Origin of the sequence: Promicromonospora sp. NPDC050262 (genome assembly GCF_040655935.1) — a bacterium.
In the GTDB taxonomy this organism is placed as follows: Bacteria; Actinomycetota; Actinomycetes; order Actinomycetales; family Cellulomonadaceae; genus Promicromonospora.
Genome location: NZ_JBFAKX010000039.1, coordinates 1 through 16,141, shown reverse-complemented (window position 1 = coordinate 16,141; position 16,141 = coordinate 1). Strand labels below are relative to the sequence as shown.

Below are 16,141 nucleotides of genomic sequence, written 5' to 3'. Positions count from 1 at the left end.
CCCGCCGCCCGTCTCGCCATCTCCTTCGAGGCCCGGGTTTCTTCGCTTTGAGGCGCCTCAAAGCGAAGAAACCCGGGCCTCGAAGGAGACTCGGTGCGGCCCGTAACGGCCCGCCCGCGAACCGCGGGACCAGCCGCGGACTCGCCTGTCGGAGAAGTCCGTTCTGGGTATTTTCGCTGGTCACACAACCTCCGCGGGGTTCACCTGCGTCTGGGATACGTGGCGCCGCACGGGCGGCGTGCTCGACTCGGACGGGAGAACCCGATGCGCAAGAGAGCAAGTGCAGCGGCGGTCGCTCTGGCGATCGCGCTGGGCGGGGGGACGTGGGCGACCGCGGCCGTACCGCGGGACACACCGGCACCGCACGACACCCAGGAGCGGCCCACGGCCGCGGAGCCGGGGCGCACCGCTACGGTGACGCTGCTGACGGGCGACGTCGTCTCCGTGGAGACCACGGCCGACGGCTCGCCGGACGTGGAGACCGTGACGGTGCGCCCCGGCCCCGGCCGGGAGCACATGGCGTTCTTCCAGCAGCGCGAGGGGGACCACCTCTACGTGATCCCGCGCGACGTGGCGCGGCTGGTGCCCGGCCGCCTGGACCGGGCGCTGTTCGACGTGACCGGCCTGGTCGAGGCCGGGTACGACGACGCCTCGCGCGACTCGCTGCCCGTGATCGTCCAGACCGCCGCGGCGACCGACGCCGCAGCGGCCGCCGACGCCCCCGGCTCGGACGCCGCCGCGCGGGCCGCGGCACCGGCCGAGCAGGACTGGGCGGCGTCGGGCATCACGCCCGACCGGGACCTGGAGTCGGTGGGCGCGGTGGCCGACGAGCTGCCCAGGGCCCGCGCGGCGAAGCTGCTCGACGCCCTCGCGCCGGTGGCGGAACCGGGTGCCGAGAGGCGGACCAGGCAGACCGCCGACCCCGACGCCGTCGGGTACGTCTGGCTGGACCAGCCGGTCCGCGCGTCGGACGCCGACTCGATGCCGCAGATCGGCGCGCCCGAGGCGTGGGACGCCGGGTTCACGGGCGAGGGGGTCACCGTCGCCGTGCTCGACTCGGGCATCGACGCGACGCACCCCGACCTCGACGAGGTGGTGGTCGGCTCGCGGGACTTCACCGGCAAGGGCGACGTGACCGACGGCGACGGCCACGGCACGCACGTCGCCTCGATCCTGGCCGGGTCGGGCGAGGCGTCCGACGGCGTGAACCAGGGCGTGGCACCGGACGCCGACCTGCTGGTCGGCAAGGTGCTGGACGACGACGGCAACGGCGAGATCTCCGGCGTCATCGCTGGCATGGAGTGGGCGGCCGCGGAGGGCGCCGACGTGGTCAACCTGTCGCTCGGCAGCCTGTTCTTCGACGTCCCGTCGCCGGACGCCGTGGCGGTGGACGAGCTGTCCGCACGGTTCGGGACGCTGTTCGTCGTGGCCGCGGGCAACGACGGCGACTTCGGCTACGGGACCGTCGGCTCGCCGGGGATCGCGGCGTCGGCCCTCACGGTGGGCGCCGTGGACGACGACGACGCCGTCACCTGGTACTCCAGCCGCGGAGGCGTCGACCCGGGGCTGCTCAAGCCCGAAGTGGTGGCGCCGGGTGACGGGATCGTCGCCGCGCGGGCCACGGGCACGACCGCGGGCGACGTGGTCGACGACCTGCACGTCGCGCTGAGCGGCACCTCCATGGCCACCCCGCACGTCGCCGGCGCGGCCGCGGTGCTCAAGCAGGCCCGGCCCGAGCTGGACGGCCAGGCCCTCAAGTCGGCGCTGACGGGCTCGGCCGAGCCCACCGGCGCGGACGTCTGGTCCGAGGGCGCGGGGCGGATCACCGTCCCGGGCGCCATCGCGCAGGAGGTGACCGCCTCCCCGGCGTCGCTCTCGCTGGGCACCTTCACCTGGCCGCACGACGGCGAGTCGGCCGCCGGCACCCTGACCTACGCGAACGCGGGCCCCGACGACGTCACGCTCACGCTGACGTCCGACGTCACCGACGCGTCCGGCGGCGCGGTGCCGGACGCGGTCACGCTGTCGGCCGACTCGGTCGTCGTGCCTGCCGGCGGGACCGCCGAGGTCGACGCGACCGTGACCGACGGCCCCGGCGTGATCGGTGCGGTCGGCGGCCACGTCGTGGCTACCGGGCCGGACGGCACGGAGGTGCGCACACCCGTCGGCTGGGCCAAGGAGCGCGAGTACGTGGACCTGACCGTGCGCGCCGTCGACCGCGACGGCGAGCCCGTCAGCGCCGACACCTGGGGTGCCGCGATCCGCCTGGACGCGGACAACGGCGAGCCGTACGCCACCAACCTCTTCTTCAGGGACGGCGTCGCCAAGGCCCGCGTCATCCCGGGCATCTACAGCCCGGTGGCGTTCATCGAGACCCTCGACGACGACGGCGCGGTCACCGACGCGCTCTTCCTGGGCAGCGGCGAGGTCGACGCCACCGCCGACGCCGAGGTGCTGCTGGACGGGACCACGGCGCGGGAGGTCACCACCTCGACGCAGCGCCCGGCCGACCTGGCGAGCCTGGGCCTGTCGCTGGAGACCGAGGACTCGCTGGAGTGGGTCTCCGCCAGCATCAACGTGAAGTACGGGCCGGAGACGGACCTCACGCTCACCCCCGTGCCGGCGGCGACCCACGGCGACTACGACACCATCGTCCAGGCCACGCTGCTGCCGCCCGCCACGGGGGACGCGGCCGCGCCCTACCGTTACGACCTCGCGCACCACAGCGAGGGCGTCGAGGTGCCCGTACTGCGGGGCGACCGCCGCACGACGGTCGCGGTGGACACCACCTACGGCGCCTCGGTCGGCGACACGCACCTGGCCGAGCGCATGTACTGGGAGCCGGGCACCATCATCGCCGGCGGCCTCGTGGAGCCGGTCCCCGTGGGCACGCGGCGCACGGAGTACCTGACGGCGTTGCCGGGCTCGTGGTACCTCCGGTCCGAGATCCAGGAGGACGGCGTGGGCGTGGTGCTCGCGGAGGCCGAGACGCACGTCTGGAACGAGCCGGGCCGCGTCCGGCAGGGACTCGCGGCGGGTGCGCTCGCGCCCGCGGTCTCGCGGATCACGCCTGTGGAGCACTGGGACGACCGCCTCTCGCTGGCGCCCACCGACCGGGCCGACGACGACGGCGGCGTGCTGTGGGGCTCCGACGTCGCGCTGCGCCTGCGCGTGTGGCAGGACGGCGAGCTGGTCGACGACGTCCCGGACCCCTACTCGTTCCCCACCGTCCCAGAGGGCGGGGCGGACTACCGGATGCTGCTGGAGAGCACCCCGGACGACCCGGCCTACCGGCTCGCCACCAGCGTGAGCGGCGAGTGGACGTTCCACGCGCGGTCCGACGTCGAGGCCAACGCCCACCCGCCGCTGCTGGACACGGCGTGGGACGTGCGCGGGCTCGACCCGTCCGGCTCGGCGCCCGGGACCACGCGGGTGCGGGTCACCGCCGCCCACCAGGACGGCGCGTACGACACGTCGGCGGTCGAGGACGTGCGCCTGTGGTGGTCGGCGGACGACGGCGCCACCTGGCACCGGGCCAAGGCGGTCCGGGCCGGTGAGGGCGTGTACGACGCGACGGTCAGGGCGCCGGCCGGCACCGAGCACGTCTCGCTGAAGGTCGAGGCGCGGGACGCGGCGGACGCCTCGGTGAAGAAGACGGTGATCCGGGCCTACGCCGTCGACTGACACAGCCCGAACGACGAAGGCGGGCCTGGTGGCACTCCGACCGGAGTGCCACCAGGCCCGCGCTCACCTAACCGTGGCGAACCGTCAGCTCCACGGGACCAGGTAGGACACCGTGGCCATGTCGGCGTCACTGGTCATCTCGTCGAGCTGGTAGTTGCTCTGGCCCGTGACCACCACGCGTGTCTGCGACCCCGGACCCGCGGCCACGGCCACGGCGTTGGCCACGTCGCCGGAACCACCGGCGTCGTACAGCGCCGACCAGACCTGCTCGCCCGTGGCGACCGAGTAGGCGACGGTCGCGAAGTCCTCCTCGGTCTCCGCCTCCGCGCTCTGGCCCGTGACCACCACGTGGTCACCGCTGGGCGTGAACGCCGCGGTGTACGCGACGTCGAGGCCGTGCGCCGACCCGTCGTACCGCGCCGACCAGCGCTTCTCGCCCGTCGCGGTGTCGTAGACGGCCGTCAGGTAGTCGCTGCCGGTGCCCTCGCCCCACGAGTTGCCGGTGATGACGACGGAGTCGCCCTCGGGGCTCACCACGACCGTGCGAGGCACGTCGGTGTCGCCGGTGCCCCCGTCGAGCCGCTCGGTCCACAGCGCCTCGCCGGTCTCCAGGGAGTAGCCGATGGTGACCCAGTCGGTCGAGTTCTGGGCGCTGTTGTTGTCGCCGGTCACCACGACGGTGCCGTCCGGCGTGATCGCCACCGCGCCGCCCGAGCCGCCCTTGTCGTCCGGGCCGTCGTAGGTGGCGTCCCAGAGCTGCTCGCCGGTGGCGGCGTCGAACGCCACCGTGCCCCAGTCGACGAGGCTCTTGCCCTCGCCGCGGCTCTGCCCGGTGACCACCACGGCCGAACCGTCCGGCGACGCGGCGATCGCGCGGGCGGCGTCCGTCTCGCCCACCGGGCCGTCGTACAGGGCGCGCCACAGCTCCTCGCCCGTGGCGGCGTCGTACGCGACGGTGCCGTAGTCCGCGGCACCCTGGTCGTCCAGGAGCGACATGCCGGTCACGTAGACGGCCGAGCCGTCGGGGCTCACGGCCAGGGCCTCGCCGTAGTCGGACAGGCCGGCGGCGTCGTACACCGAGACCCACAGGCGCTCGCCGGTGGCGGCGTCGTACGCGATGGTGACGTAGTCGGCCTCGTTCCCGTAGCCCCCGCCCGCGGCCAGCACGAACAGCGTGCTGCCGTCCGGGCTGATGCCGAAGCCGGTCTGGTCACCGCCCACGCCGGTGGGGCCCTCGTACACGTCCGACCACAGGGGCCGGCCCGTCGCCGCGTCGTAGGCGGCGGTCACCGGGGAGTTCTGGAACCCGCCCCAGCTCGCAGGCGAGGTCTGACCGGCGGTGTAGACGACCGTGCCGTCCGGCGAGGTGAGCGTCTCGTTGCCGTTGTCGTCGTTGGCACCCAGGGCGTTCTCGCCGCCGTTGTAGCGGGCGGTCCAGGCCTCGGCGCCCATGCGCAGCACGATGGGGGAGCGGACGCTGTGGCCGCCGCGCCCGTCGGACCAGGTGAGGTGGCCGGCGAGCCGCACGTTCAGGGCGGCCTCGCCGCGCGTGAACGTGACGGTGAACGACGCCGACCTGCCCGGCGACAGCGTCAGCTTGCGGGGGCTGACCTGCACCCCGAGGCCCTCCAGGCCCGTCACGTCGGCCGTGTACGTGGCGCGCTTCTTGCCCACGTTGGTCACCGTGCGGGTGACGGTCTGGCCGTCGGCGGCCCGCCCGATCGCGATCGAGGGGGTGTTCAGGTCGGACGGCGCGAGGGAGTGCCCGTCCTTCTCCAGGGCGTCGCAGGTGTCCTGCTGCACCCCGTCGGTGGCGCCGCAGAGGAAGGCGAACCAGTCCTCCACGGTGCTGTCGTAGACCAGGCCCGGGTCGGTGGAGTCGTCCGCCGCCACGTGCCCGCCGCCCTGCTGGAACAGGGTGGCCGGGGTCTCGGGGTCGGCGTCCAGCACGTCCGTGCCGGTGGTCATCAGGGCCGACTTGACCGCCATCGGCGACCACTTCGGGTGCTCCTCGACCAGCGCCGCCGCCAGGCCCGCCACGTACGGCGCGGACATGCTGGTGCCGCTCATCAGGTTGAAGTCCAGGCCCTGCTGTCCCGGGGGCGCCACGGAGGCGAGGATGTCCTGGCCGGGTGCGGTGACGTCGGGCTTGAGGATGTCGCCGTTGCCCGCCAGGGACGGGCCGCGCGAGGAGAACGCCGCCGTGTACGGGGCGGGCGTCGAGGTGTCGACCGAGGCCGCGGCGATCGTGGCCGTGGCGCCGGAGGTCTTGGCGTAGGCGATCAGCGCGTCCCGCTCGGTGTCGGCCACGTGCACGGACGGCACGGCCTGGACGTCGGTGTTGAGCGTGTCGCCCTCGACGGTGTTCACGAGGATCATGCCGACGCCGCCGGCCTCGGCCACCGCCGCGCCCTTGTTGACGCGGGCGTTCTCGCCGCGGTCGCAGAGCACGATCTTGCCGGCCACCTTCGCCGGGTCGAGCGCGGGCTTGCCGTTGTTGTCCGCGGTGGTGAAGCACAGGCCCGCGTTCGAGACCGTGGCTCCCGCCGCGACGACGTCGCGCCCGTAGACGAACGGCGCCGGGCCCACGACCTTCGCGGCCAGTGACGTGCCGGAGACCGTGGTGCCGTTGCCGAGCGTCGCGGTGGACCGCGCCGAGGTGGAGTGCGTGGCCGCGGCCACCGTGGTGATCCACGGGCTCGGGTGCGCCACGGTGCCGGACGCCGGGCCGCTGTTGCCCGCCGACGCGGAGACGAAGACGCCGGCCTGCGCCGCCGCGAGGAACGCGAGCTCCGTCGGGTCCAGGAAGTCGGTCAGCGTGCCCGAGACGGAGAAGTTGATGACGTCCACGCCGTCCGCGACGGCCTGGTCCACGGCGGCGACGATGTCGGAGGGGTACCCGCTCGCCGTCGAACCGTCCTCGGCGGACCACAGCGCCTTGTAGGCGGCGATCCGGGCGCGCGGCGCGATGCCGCTCACCGTGGTGCTGAACTTGTTGAGCGGACCGGTGACGGCGACGTCCTTGTTGCCGCCCGCGGTCGACGCCGTGTGGGTGCCGTGCCCGTTGTAGTCACGCGCCGACTGGAACTCCCACGGCATCTGCTCGGCGATACCGGCGTCGCCGCCCCACCCGTCGTTGAAGTGCCGGGCCGAGACCAGCTTGTTGTTGCACGCGTCGTCGTCCCACGAGTCGTCGCCGACGGTCTCCGCGTCGTCGCACTCGCCGTCGAACCCGCGCAGGCGCTGGTAGGCGGGGCGGCCGCGCTTGTCCTTGTCGGAGAAGCTGGCGCTGTCCGGCCAGATGCCGGAGTCGATGACGCCGATGACGACGTCCTCGCCCGCGGCGGAGTGCTTGGTCAGGCCCTGCGGGCTCTTGAGCTGCGCCGGGGCGTCGGAGCCGTCCTTCTGGTCGCTCCAGACGGTGATGCCCTCGTCGCCGTCGTCGCCCTTGTCGTCGGCGGGTGCCACGCTCTTGTCGTCGGCCGCGGCCGCCGTCGTCGTGTGCACCAGCACGTCCTCGGTGACCGACACGACGCCCGGCTCGGTGCGCAGCTCGGCCGCCTGGGCGGACGTCAGCGACGTCGCGAACCCGTCGAACGAGTACACGTACTGGTAGAGCGTGTCCTTGGCGCCCACGCTCGACAGGGCGGCGCGGTGCCGGCCCTTGAGGTGCTTGGCGTACTCGACCACCTCGGGGGCGGCCGGGTCGATCTTCTCGCCCTCCGCCGGCTTCGTGGCGGCCAGGCCGGCCACGCCGCCCGTGTAGGTCGCGACGGGCTCCAGCGCCATCTGGACTATGTAGTTCTTCTTCGCCGTGGCCTCGGGCTGTGCCCCGGCCGCGGGAGTCGTCGCCGTCGCCGTGAGCGCGAGCGCGATCGTCACCGCCGCCGCGCGGCGCACATGCCCGCGTGACAGCCGGCGTTCGTCGGACCGTCGGTCCATGTGCCCTCCTCTGGATCAGCCGCGGTGCATCCGCGGCTGATCAGTGAACGTAATAGCGTCGATTGTCGGAAACATCAGTGCCATACACTGACTTTTGCCTCACGACGGGCACACCCCGGCCCCCGGGTACGACACGGAGGGAGCGGCCGTTGAGTCTTGACCAGACGACTGCCGCACCGGCCCGACCGCGAGTTTCACCCGTCCTGGTGGGCCGCACCGCCGAGCTCGAGTCCCTGGTCCGCAAGGTCCTGCAGACCCCCTCGCTGGTCGTGATCGACGGCGAGGCGGGCGTCGGGAAGAGCCGGCTGGTCCGGGAGCTCGCCACCGACCCGGCGCTCGCGGGCCGGCCCGTGCTGATCGGGCACTGCGAGCACCTCCAGGAGCCCCTGCCGCTCGCGCCGGTGCTCGACGTGCTCTCGCACCACGCGGACCTGGTGCCGGCCGGCGACCACAACCCGATCGTCGGTGCGCTCGCCCCGCTGGTGCCGGAGCTCGGCGACCGGCTCCCGCCGCCGCCCCCCGAGCTGGCCGACCAGGGCGCCTCCCGGCACCGGGTGTTCCGGGCCGCCGCCGAGCTGCTGGACCGGATGGGACCTGCCGTGCTGGTGCTGGAGGACGTGCACTGGGCCGAGAGCAGCACGTTCGACTTCCTGACCTTCCTCGCCGCGCACCAGCCCGCGGGCCTGTGCATCGTGCTGACCCTGCGCAGCGGCGGGGCGCCGCTCCCGGTGCGCGAGTCGTTCGCCCGGGCGGCGTCCGGCCCGCCCCTGGCCCTCACCCTGCGCCCGCTCGACCCCGCCGGCGTCGGCGAGCTGGCCGGGCGGATCCTCGGCACCCAGGTCTCCGACGCGTTCGCCGCCTCGCTCCACGAGCGCACCGGCGGCATCCCGTTCGTGGCCGAGGAGGTGCTGGGCACCCTGCACGAGACCCCGCTGCCCGACGACGGCGCGCACCAGGACGACGTGCTCACCGACCTCGCGGTGCCCACGGCGCTGCGCGACGTCGTGCTCGGGCGGCTGGACGGCGTCGCCGAGGGCACGCGCGAGGTGCTCGGCGTCGCCTCCGTGCTCGACCACCCCGTCGACGTCGACCTGATCGCGGAGGTCACCGGTCTCCCGCCCGCCGACGTCGTCGCCGCCCTGGTCGACGCGATCACGGCGGGCCTGCTGCACGAGCAGGACGGGCAGGTGCGGTTCCGGCACGTGCTGGCCGAGCAGATCGTCTACGACGCGCTGCCCACGCCCACCCGCCGGCTGCTGCACCGCACGGTCGCCCGCGCCATCGAGGACCGGGAGGGCCCGCGGCCCGTGGCGCGCCTGGCGCACCACTACCAGCGCGCGGGGGACACCATCCGGTTCGTCCGCTACGCGGAGGACGCCGCCGACCTGGCCGTCTCGCACGGCGACGACGCCCACGCCGCGCGGCTCCTGGTGCAGGCCATGGAGACCGACCTGCCCACGGACCACCGGCTGCGGCTGGCGGTCAAGCTCGGCCGGGCGGCGGTCGACGGGCTGGCCCACGTCGAGGCCGTACCGCTGCTCCAGCAGCTCCTGGCCACCGAGCTGCTGCCGAGCGACGTGCGCGGCGAGCTCCGGTTCGCCCTGGGCCGGCTGCTCCGGCAGCAGGGCCTGGCCGACGCCGGCTACCGCGAGATCGAGCAGGCCCTGCCGGACCTCGGTGCGAACCCCGCGCTGCTCGCGCGGGCGCTCGCGGTGCTCGCCGCGCCCGAGACGGTGGCCGACCGCCCCATGACCGTGCACGCCGCGCGCGGCGAGCAGGCCCGCGACGCCGCCCGGCGCAGCGGCGCCGCCGACGTGGAGCTCGCGGTGCGCATCGCCGACGCGTCCCTGCTGATCGAGCAGGGCCGGCCCGAGGGCTGGTCGGTCGTGGAGGAGCTGCTGGCCGACGAGGCCCTGGCGGACTTCCCGCGCGAGCACGCCCGCGCCTGCGTGAACTGGGCGCAGGCGGCGCTGCACGTGGGGCACGTGCGGCGCGCCGAGCGGCTGCTGGCCGAGGGGCGGCGCGTCGTGGCAGCCGCCGAATACCTGCGGGTCACCGACGTGATCGAGCTGGTCGCGGCCGCCGTCGACTGCTCCGCCGGACGCTGGGCCGACCTGGCCGGCCGCGCGCACGAGCTGGTGGTCCGCCGTCCGGGCTACGACGCCGCCACCCTGGACGACCACCTGCTGCACGGCATCATGCTGGCCGCCTCCGGCGGCACCCAGGAGGCGGTCGCCCACTTCACCGCGCTCGTGGAGGACGCCGCCCGCGTGGGCGCCGTCTGGCCGCTGCTCGCCGGCCGCAGTGCGCTCGCCCGCCTGCTGCTCACGCTCGACGACGTCGAGGGCAGCGCCCACCAGGCCGGTCTCGCCGTGTCCACGGCGCGGCAGAAGGGCAACTGGGTGTGGGCGGCGGAGCCCATGCTGTGCCTGGTGGACGCGCTCGTCGCCCAGGGCCGGACGGCGCAGGCGCGTGCCCACGTCGAGGAGCTGGCCGCCGGGCTCGGCGTGGTCGACGCCCCGTTGGCGCTGGCGGCTCTGCACTCGTGCCGAGCGGTGGTGGCGCACGCCGACGGCAACCACGCGGCCGCCGTCGGGCTGCTGCGCGAGGCGCGCACGATCGTGGCCGACGCCGGGCTGCGCCACGAGGAGTCGCGCGTGGTCGAGCGGCTGGGGGTCTGGCTGGCCGAGGACGGCGACGCCGAGGGCGCCGCGCTCCTGGAGGAGGCGCTGCGGGGCTACGGCGGCCGCGCCGCGAGCAACGACGTCGCCCGGGTCACGCGGACCCTGCGCCGCCTGGGCGTGCCCGTGCCCTACCCGTGGCGCGGCGGCCGGCGCTCCAACGGGCTCGGGCTGTCCGGCCGCGAGCGCGAGGTCGCACTGCTCGCCGCGCAGGGCCGCACCAACCGGCAGATCGCGGCCGACCTGTTCCTCTCGCCCCGCACCGTGGAGAGCCACGTCCGCAACGCCCTGCGCAAGCTGGGCTGCAGCTCCCGCGCCGACCTCGCCGTCCACCTGCTCGACGACGCCGGCGAGGACCGCGCGGCCGTCGCGGGCTGAGCCACCCGCCCCGCTCCACCCGCTCACCGCCCCACCCGCCCACCGGCCCAACCGGCTGACTCGGCGATCCCAGGACGCCGAGTCAGCAAGGTGGTCCGACCATCTCGCTGACTCGGCGTCACGAGGCCGGCGAGTCAACCGGCCAGGTCGATTCGGTCGTTCGCGGCATGATCGTCAAACCGGTTGACCGGATCGTCAAACCGGTTTTACGTTGACGGCCCCGATGACGGAGGAGCGTTATGGACAGGCCGACGATCGACGACGTGGCCCGCGCCGCGGGTGTCACCAAGGCCACCGTGTCCCACGCCTACAGCGGCAAACGGCCGATCTCCGCGACCACGAAGGCCCGGGTGTTCGCCGCTGCCAAACGGCTGGACTGGGTCCCGAGCTCACGGGCCCGCGCGCTGGCCGCGCGGCGCACCGACGCAGTGGGGGTCGTGCTGTCGCGCGACCCTTCGATCCTGGCGTCCGACGCCTTCTTCCCCGCGTTCATCTCGGGCGTCGAGGCGGTGCTCGCGGAGCACGAGATCGCTCTCGTGCTGCAGGTCGCGAGCAGCCGCACGGCGGAGGAGCGCGCCTACCGGGCCATGGCGAGCGGCCGGGCGGACGGCGTGATCGTGCTGGACCTCCACCGCGTCGACTGGCGGGTGGCGTACCTCCAGCAGATCCGCCTGCCGGCGGTGCTGCTCGGGGCGTACGACGCCGCGAGCCCGTTCTCCAGCGTCCGCACTGACGACGCCACGCCGGTCCGCGACCTGGTCGCCCACCTGCGCGAGCTGGGTCACACCCGGATCGCCCACGTGTCGGGTCCGCTCGACTACGTGCACTCGCACGCCCGCGCGGGGGCGTACGTCCAGAGCCTCGGCAGCCGGGAGCTGCTGCGTGAGGGGGACTTCACCGCCGGGAGCGGCCGGGCCCTCACCGCCGAGCTGCTCGACCTGCCCGACCGGCCGACGGCGATCCTCTACGCCAACGACACGATGGCCATCGCCGGCTACTCCTACGCACGGAGCCGGGGCCTGCTGGTCCCCGACGACCTCGCCGTCGCCGGCTTCGACGACGACCACCTCTCGGCTCACCTGAGCCCTGCCCTGACCAGTGTCTCGACCGACCCGTTCCGGCGGGGGCGGGTGGCCGCCGAACGGCTGCTGGCCGACCTCGCCGGCGAGCCGCCCGAGTCCGTGACGGTCGACTGCAACGCGCTTCGCCTGCGGGCCAGCACCGACGGCCCCGCACCCGAGGCACCCCACACCGAACTCGAGGAGGAGTTCTCATGAAGCACCCCCGTATGGCCGGAACGGCCGCCCTGCTCACCGCGGTGGCCCTGACCGCCGCCTGCTCGTCCGGCGGCGGAGGTGACGGCGGCGAGAGCCCGTCCGGCACCGGCCCCATCACCGTCTGGCTGTCCAACAACGAGCAGGAGGTCGGCTGGGGGCAGGACGTCGTCGACGCCTGGAACGCCGAGCACCCCGACGAGCAGGTCACCGCCCAGGAGATCCCGGCCGGGTCGTCGTCCGAGGAGGCGATCACCGCCGCGATCACCGCCGGGACCGCGCCCTGCCTGGTCTACAACATCTCCAGCGCCGCGGTGCCGGGTTGGGTCCGCCAGGGCGGGCTCGTGAACCTGTCCCAGTTCGAGGACGGCGCGAGCTACATCGAGGACCGCGTGGGCGAGGGCGCGCAGACGTACCTCACCGACGACGGCTACTACCAGCTCCCCTGGAAGTCGAACCCGGTCATGGTCATGTACAACAAGTCGGTCTTCGAGGAGGCCGGCATCGACCCGGAGAACCCGGACATGGCCACGTACGACGACTTCCTCGCGGGCAGCCGGAAGATCGTGGAGTCGGGCGCCGCGGACAGCGCCATCTGGCCCTCGCCGACCAACGAGTTCTTCCAGCCGTGGTTCGACTTCTACCCGCTGTACCTGGCCGAGTCGGGCGGCACGTCCCTGGTCGAGGACCAGCAGGCGACGTTCGACGACGAGAACGGCAAGGCCGTCGCCGACTTCTGGGCGACGATCTACTCCGAGGGCCTCGCGCCCAAGGAGGCGTCGACGGACGACGCCATGTCGGCCGGCACCACCGCCATGCAGCTCGCGGGCCCGTGGGCCATCGCCTCCTACGCGGAGAGCGTCGACGTCGGCTTCATGCCGGTGCCGACCTCGACCGGCGAGGCGGAGCCGATCACGTTCGCCGACTCCAAGAACGTCTCGATGTTCACCTCGTGCGAGAACCAGGCCACGGCCTGGGAGTTCCTCAAGTTCTCCACCAGCGAGGAGAGCGACGGCCAGCTCCTGGAGGCGACCGGCCAGATGCCGCTGCGCACCGACCTGGCCACCACCTACGCGGACTACTTCGAGGCGAACCCCGCCTACGAGGTGTTCGCCGCCCAGGCCGAGCGTACGGGCGACGTGCCGAGCATCCCGAACTCGGTCGAGGTGTGGCAGGCCTTCCGCGACGACTACTCGTCGGCCGTCATCTTCGGCAGCAGCACCGTCGAGGAGTTCCTGAGCGGCGCCGCGGAGACCATCAACGGGCTCGTCCAGGGCTGATCCGGGTGAGCACGGCATCAGGTGAGCTGCGCACCACGCGGCAGAGATGGTGGGGACGGCAGCCGATCGGGACGCTCTTCGCGCTGCCGTACCTCGTCTTCGTCCTCGCGATCTTCGCCTACCCGCTCGGGTTCGCCGTCTACATCGCCTTCCACGACTACTACTTCACCGCGCCCGGTGTCGACGTGCCCAAGCCGTTCGTGGGCTTCGACAACTTCGCCGCCGTGCTCACGGACCCGCAGGTGCTGGAGGCGTTCCGGAACATCGGGGTCTTCCTGGTGATCAACGTGCCGCTCACGGTGGTGCTGTCGTTGGTGCTGGCGACGGCCCTGAACGCGGGGATCCGGTGGGCGGCGGCGTACCGCATCGCGTTCTACGTGCCCTACCTGACGGCGAGCGTGTCGCTGGTCGGGGTGTGGATGCTGCTGTTCTCGTCGGGCGGGCTGGTCAACGCCGTCCTCGGGCCGTTGGCTCCGGACCCGTCCTGGCTGGTCAGCTCCACCCTGGCCATGCCGACGATCGCGCTCTTCGTCACCTGGAAGCAGCTCGGCTTCTACATCCTGCTGTACCTCGCGGCGTTGCAGAGCGTGCCGCGCGAGCTGCACGAGTCGGCCGAGACGGACGGCGCGAACGCCTGGCAGCGGTTCCGCAACGTGACGGTGCCCGGCGTCCGGGCCACCACCGTGCTGGTGCTCGTACTCGCGATCATCACCGGCGCCAACCTGTTCACCGAGCCCTACCTGCTGACGAACGGCGGCGGCCCCGACGGCGCGTCCGTGACCCCGGTGCTGCTGATCTACCAGCGCGGCATCCAGCAGCAGAACCCGGACACCGCGGCGGCGATCGGCATGCTGCTGGTCATCGTCGTCGGCGTCCTCTCGCTCGCCGCCAACCGCATCAACCGGGAGCGCTGACATGCGACGACAACGCGGGACCTGGGTGCGCTACCTGCTGCTCACCCTCGCGGCGGCCGTGTTCGCCTTTCCCTTCTACTACATGGTGGTCGGGGCGTTCCAGGAGAGCCCCACCAACACCCCCGACCAGCTCCTGCCGACCTCGGGCTGGACGCTCGACAACTTCGCGGCGATCGACTCGCGCATCAACTTGATCGGCTCGCTGGGCAACTCGCTGATCTTCACCGCCGGTGTGCTGCTGGGCACGGTGACGTTCGGGCTGCTGGCCGGCTACGCGATGGCCCGGCTGGACTTCCGCGGCCGGGGCGCCACCTGGGTGCTCATGCTGCTGGTCCAGATGGTGCCGTTCCAGCTGCTGATGATCCCGCTGTACGTGCAGATCACCCGGGGCTTCGGCCTCGGCGACACGTACCTCGGGATGATCCTGCCGTTCGCGATCAACACGACCGCCGTCTTCATCTTCACGCAGTTCTTCCGGGCGCTCCCGCAGGAGATGTTCGAGGCGGCGCGGATCGACGGCGCGAGCGAGCTGCGCATCCTGCGCTCGATCGCCGTGCCGCTGGTCAAGCCGGCCCTGACCACGGTCGTGCTGGTCACCTTCATCGGGCCGTGGAACGAGTTCCTCTGGCCGTTCCTCATCACCAAGGACGCCACGCTGCAGCCGCTCGCGGTCTCCCTGGCGAACTACATCTCCAACGTGGCCCAGTCCACCGCCAACCCGAACGGGGCGATCCTCGCGGGCGCCACCACGCTCGCGTTCCCCGTCGTCATCCTGTTCTGCCTGTTCCAGCGGTACTTCACCGCATCCAACATCGGCTCCGCCGTGAAGGGCTGACCCACACCCATGGACGTCACCAGCATGTTCACCCACGCCACGTTCCCGCTCGGGCCGTTCGTCCCGTACGAGAACAACCCGATCCTGCGCCCCCGCGGGGGCAGCTGGGAGTCGGCGAACCTCTACAACCCGGCGGCCCTGGTGGTCGACGACGAGGTGGTGCTCCTGTACCGGGCCCACGCCGAGGACATCGTGTCCCATATCGGGCTGGCCCGGAGCAGCGACGGCTTCCACTTCGAGCGGGAGCCCGAGCCGATCCTCTCGCCGGTGGAGGACTACGAGCGCTACGGGTGCGAGGACCCCCGCATCGCGTACATCGACGGCACCTTCTACCTGACCTACACGGGCTGGGACCGGCACAGCGCCCAGCTCTGCCTCGCCACGTCCACCGACCTGCACGACTGGACCCGGCACGGGCCGATGTTCGAGTCGTTCGACACGTTCGCCACCGTGGACCCGCGCGGCTTCAACTGGTCCAAGGCCGGCGTGATCGTCCCGGTGCGGATGCAGGGCAAGTGGTGGATGTACTTCGGCGAGGGCGCGATCTACTGGGCCACCAGCGACGACCTGATCCACTGGACGCCCGGCACCCCGGACACCGAGCCCATGTACTCGCCGACGCCGGGGTCCTTCGACGCCGACCTGGTGGAGATCGGCACGTCGCCGGTGCTGACGGAGAACGGCCTGCTCGTCATGCTGACCAACGGGGCCACGCGCACCATCAACCCCGACGGGAGTGTCGACGTCGACTACCGGTGCGGGCAGGTCGCGATCGACCCCGACAACCCGACGCGGGTGCTGGCCCGGCTGCAGGAGCCGTGGCTGCGGCCGCAGACGTTCGAGGACCGCAACGGGCTGGTGTCCAACGTGACGTTCGTCGAGGGCCTGGTGCACTTCCAGGGCCGGTGGCTCGCGTACTACGGCCAGTCGGACACCACGCTGGCCGTGGCCGTGCACGACCCGAAGCAGACCTGGGGCGCGACGCTGGGCGCCTGAGCCGGTCGGCCGGCCTCGGCCGGCCCTGGTGACCATGCGGTTGCTGCCAGAACGAGCCTCGTTCTGGCAGCAACCGCATGGTCACCGGGCGCCCCGCGGCGGGGCGCCCGGCCGAGCCACGCCGGGGGCGGGGCGGGGCCCGGGGCGGGGGGCCGGG

The 16,141-nt window shown here is 73.1% G+C and carries 8 protein-coding genes; 7 read left to right on the top strand and 1 reads right to left on the bottom strand.

Features of this window, described 5'->3' with window-relative positions:
- The first annotated feature begins 264 nt into the window (after window positions 1–264).
- Window positions 265–3,684 carry a S8 family serine peptidase gene (locus AB0I29_RS27435; protein ID WP_357487428.1) on the top strand — a complete coding sequence of 1,140 codons (3,420 nt, stop codon included), beginning with the start codon at window positions 265–267 and terminating at the stop codon, window positions 3,682–3,684.
- An 84-nt stretch (window positions 3,685–3,768) separates the two neighbouring features.
- Here AB0I29_RS27435 and AB0I29_RS27430 read toward each other — a convergent pair whose 3' ends face one another.
- Window positions 3,769–7,626, bottom strand: coding sequence for a S8 family serine peptidase (locus tag AB0I29_RS27430; RefSeq protein ID WP_357487426.1), 3,858 nt, complete (start codon window positions 7,624–7,626; stop codon window positions 3,769–3,771).
- 206 nt (window positions 7,627–7,832) lie between these two features.
- Between AB0I29_RS27430 and AB0I29_RS27425 the strand changes: the two genes are divergently transcribed.
- From AB0I29_RS27425 to AB0I29_RS27400, 6 genes are all read left to right on the top strand, one after another.
- A complete protein-coding gene (locus AB0I29_RS27425) occupies window positions 7,833–10,685 on the top strand; it encodes an AAA family ATPase (protein WP_357487424.1) in 2,853 nt (950 codons plus the stop codon).
- Window positions 10,686–10,924: 239 nt separating this feature from the next.
- Window positions 10,925–11,962, top strand: coding sequence for a LacI family DNA-binding transcriptional regulator (locus AB0I29_RS27420; protein WP_285100660.1), 1,038 nt, complete (start codon window positions 10,925–10,927; stop codon window positions 11,960–11,962).
- On the top strand, window positions 11,959–13,239 hold the full coding sequence (locus tag AB0I29_RS27415; RefSeq protein ID WP_357487421.1) for an extracellular solute-binding protein: 1,281 nt from the start codon (window positions 11,959–11,961) through the stop codon (window positions 13,237–13,239). The genes AB0I29_RS27420 and AB0I29_RS27415 overlap by 4 nt, the downstream gene beginning before the upstream one ends.
- Window positions 13,240–13,244: 5 nt before the next feature.
- Window positions 13,245–14,153 (top strand): sugar ABC transporter permease, encoded by a 909-nt coding sequence (locus tag AB0I29_RS27410; RefSeq protein WP_285100658.1) that lies wholly within the window; start codon window positions 13,245–13,247, stop codon window positions 14,151–14,153.
- Window position 14,154: 1 nt separating this feature from the next.
- A complete protein-coding gene (locus AB0I29_RS27405; RefSeq protein WP_357487419.1) occupies window positions 14,155–14,988 on the top strand; it encodes a carbohydrate ABC transporter permease in 834 nt (277 codons plus the stop codon).
- A 9-nt stretch (window positions 14,989–14,997) separates the two neighbouring features.
- Window positions 14,998–15,984: a glycoside hydrolase family 130 protein gene (locus AB0I29_RS27400; RefSeq protein WP_285100656.1), complete on the top strand. Its 987-nt coding sequence runs from the start codon at window positions 14,998–15,000 to the stop codon at window positions 15,982–15,984.
- The last annotated feature ends 157 nt before the right edge of the window (window positions 15,985–16,141 follow it).

Bases quoted from the DNA above. Each gene is read 5' to 3' on its own strand.
- AB0I29_RS27420 (WP_285100660.1), top strand. From the start codon at position 10,925: ATGGACAGGCCGACGATCGACGACGTGGCCCGCGCCGCGGGTGTCACC.
- AB0I29_RS27415 (WP_357487421.1), top strand. From the start codon at position 11,959: ATGAAGCACCCCCGTATGGCCGGAACGGCCGCCCTGCTCACCGCGGTG.
- AB0I29_RS27430 (WP_357487426.1), bottom strand. From the start codon at position 7,626: ATGGACCGACGGTCCGACGAACGCCGGCTGTCACGCGGGCATGTGCGC.
- AB0I29_RS27435 (WP_357487428.1), top strand. From the start codon at position 265: ATGCGCAAGAGAGCAAGTGCAGCGGCGGTCGCTCTGGCGATCGCGCTG.
- AB0I29_RS27400 (WP_285100656.1), top strand. From the start codon at position 14,998: ATGGACGTCACCAGCATGTTCACCCACGCCACGTTCCCGCTCGGGCCG.
- AB0I29_RS27405 (WP_357487419.1), top strand. From the start codon at position 14,155: ATGCGACGACAACGCGGGACCTGGGTGCGCTACCTGCTGCTCACCCTC.